The sequence below is a fragment of the Microcystis sp. M49636_WE2 genome (assembly GCF_030065375.1).
GTDB lineage: Bacteria > Cyanobacteriota > Cyanobacteriia > Cyanobacteriales > Microcystaceae > Microcystis > Microcystis aeruginosa_C.
In genome coordinates this window covers 1-1,726 of sequence record NZ_JASJFG010000266.1, presented here as the reverse complement: position 1 = coordinate 1,726, position 1,726 = coordinate 1, and the positions used below count along the sequence as shown (strand labels likewise).

Genomic DNA, 1,726 nt, shown 5'->3' with positions numbered 1-1,726 from the left:
GCGCTTGATTCCAAACAGAAAGTTCTGCAAGACAACCTTGCCAATAATGAGAGAGATTAACAGAGGCTCCCAAGATGATTTTTTCAATCCCCGTTAAGGCACGGTTATGACCGTTGCCACGATGCCAAATGATCCCATTGCGATAGATCAACATTCGGCCTGTGGTCGCATTTTTGACAAAGGCCCAGTGAGTCCAATCACTATAATCCTTAAGCTTGACTTTTTTTTCAATTCGATCGAAACCTTCTTCATTACCCGCATCCCAAAAAATAGCAGGTTTCACGGGATCGCCCCAAGGCAAGGTAATATGTAGAACGCGGTTATTCTCCTGATTAACAGCTTCTAAAAAAGTCGTTTCTGTAGCTAAATTATTTTCCCCTTTTGCCCAAAATGTAATGGTAATACTCTGATCGATGTCAAGAAATCCGTGGGATAGATCAATATGATCATCGATGCCATTAAATTTTAGTACAGAGCGTTGTTCAGCCATTGGTTTTGTAATCGCCCAGGGGAGAAAGGAGTAATCAGGGGTTCAGGGACTCTGACTAATAAGAGACTTATCTATCTGTCGTGATTTCCCAGAATGCTACCCCCTAGCTTAACACATTTTAGTTATCTAGCGATATATATAAATAAATGTGTAGGAGTCAACGACTAATATTCCCGGGCCGGCACTTGCTGTGGCGAGAAACTCAGGGGAGTTGACCCCAATCCCTATCGCCATCAAGTAGTAGAGACCTAGGCTTTGGAGGGATGCTCATGGCTGATGGACATCCCTCCCCGGGCCGATTATCAGCAAACCCTAGGTACTTATTGTAACTCTGACCAAATTCCGCGGCATCGCTCTACAATTAGTCCTTGAAAAATTAATTGGGTTGCGGGATGAATCTCTACTTTATACAGAGCAAAAAGACCTGTTGGACTATTTAGATTCAACTCCCTTCGCGTTAGAGATAAAGCTTTTGTTCGGTGCATTTCCACCGCTTTTAGTAAGCCTGGATAACTGACATTACGCAGGGCCAATTGACCATTTTTTGTGAGATAAATAGCATCATTCTGCAAGAGATATTCCAAACTGATCAAACTAGCGTGGACGTCCACATCTTTTTCTAAACCCCCTAAACGGTGAGCATCCAAACCAAAGCGAATGCAGAAATTAACAGCGACTAATTTTCCCGCTTCTTCGGCAGGTAAAGCACAGTCGGCAAATTCAAAGCCTAAACTATCTGAGCGCCACTCCTCGACTCCGGCATAGGTATAGTTTTGAAACAGTTTATTTTTGAGTTTTAAGTCAAATCCTAACCCACTAGCATGACCCGCTTCATGGAATTGGGTATCGAGATGACGATAGCGTTCACCATTAATTTGATCCTCCAGGGGTCCTAATAGCAAATCGGCCGTTTCTGGCTCAAAAATTTTTCGGATACATTCGTAGCTAGAACCGGAAAAGCGTCTTTTTTGCTCACTGGCATTATTTAAAGCTGGTCCCTGAACACTATTGGGAAAAGTCCACCTATGGGGAACGATAAAAGCCTCCCCCTTTTCACCTTTAACCGTGCCACAACTAGCAATTTCAGTAAAGGACAAATTTCTGGGAATCGGTTGTCTTAGACTGCCAAATTTTTCACGAGTCAAGCTTTCTAGTTGTTCGATAGAAGGTTGACTATTTTGGTGAATTTTTCCGTAAATTGCACTCAACGTGAGTTGTCGTTCTCCCTGACGATTG

Annotated in this window: 2 protein-coding genes; both read right to left on the bottom strand. The window is 42.9% G+C overall.

Translation table 11 applies throughout. From position 1 onward, the window contains the following. Positions 1-490, bottom strand: a 490-nt coding sequence (locus tag PX484_RS06410; RefSeq protein ID WP_353853212.1) for a LamG-like jellyroll fold domain-containing protein, incomplete at its 3' end; no start/stop codon positions are given. A 320-nt stretch (positions 491-810) separates the two neighbouring features. After that, positions 811-1,726, bottom strand: a 916-nt coding sequence (locus PX484_RS06405) for a DUF6014 family protein (RefSeq protein ID WP_288103183.1), incomplete at its 5' end; no start/stop codon positions are given.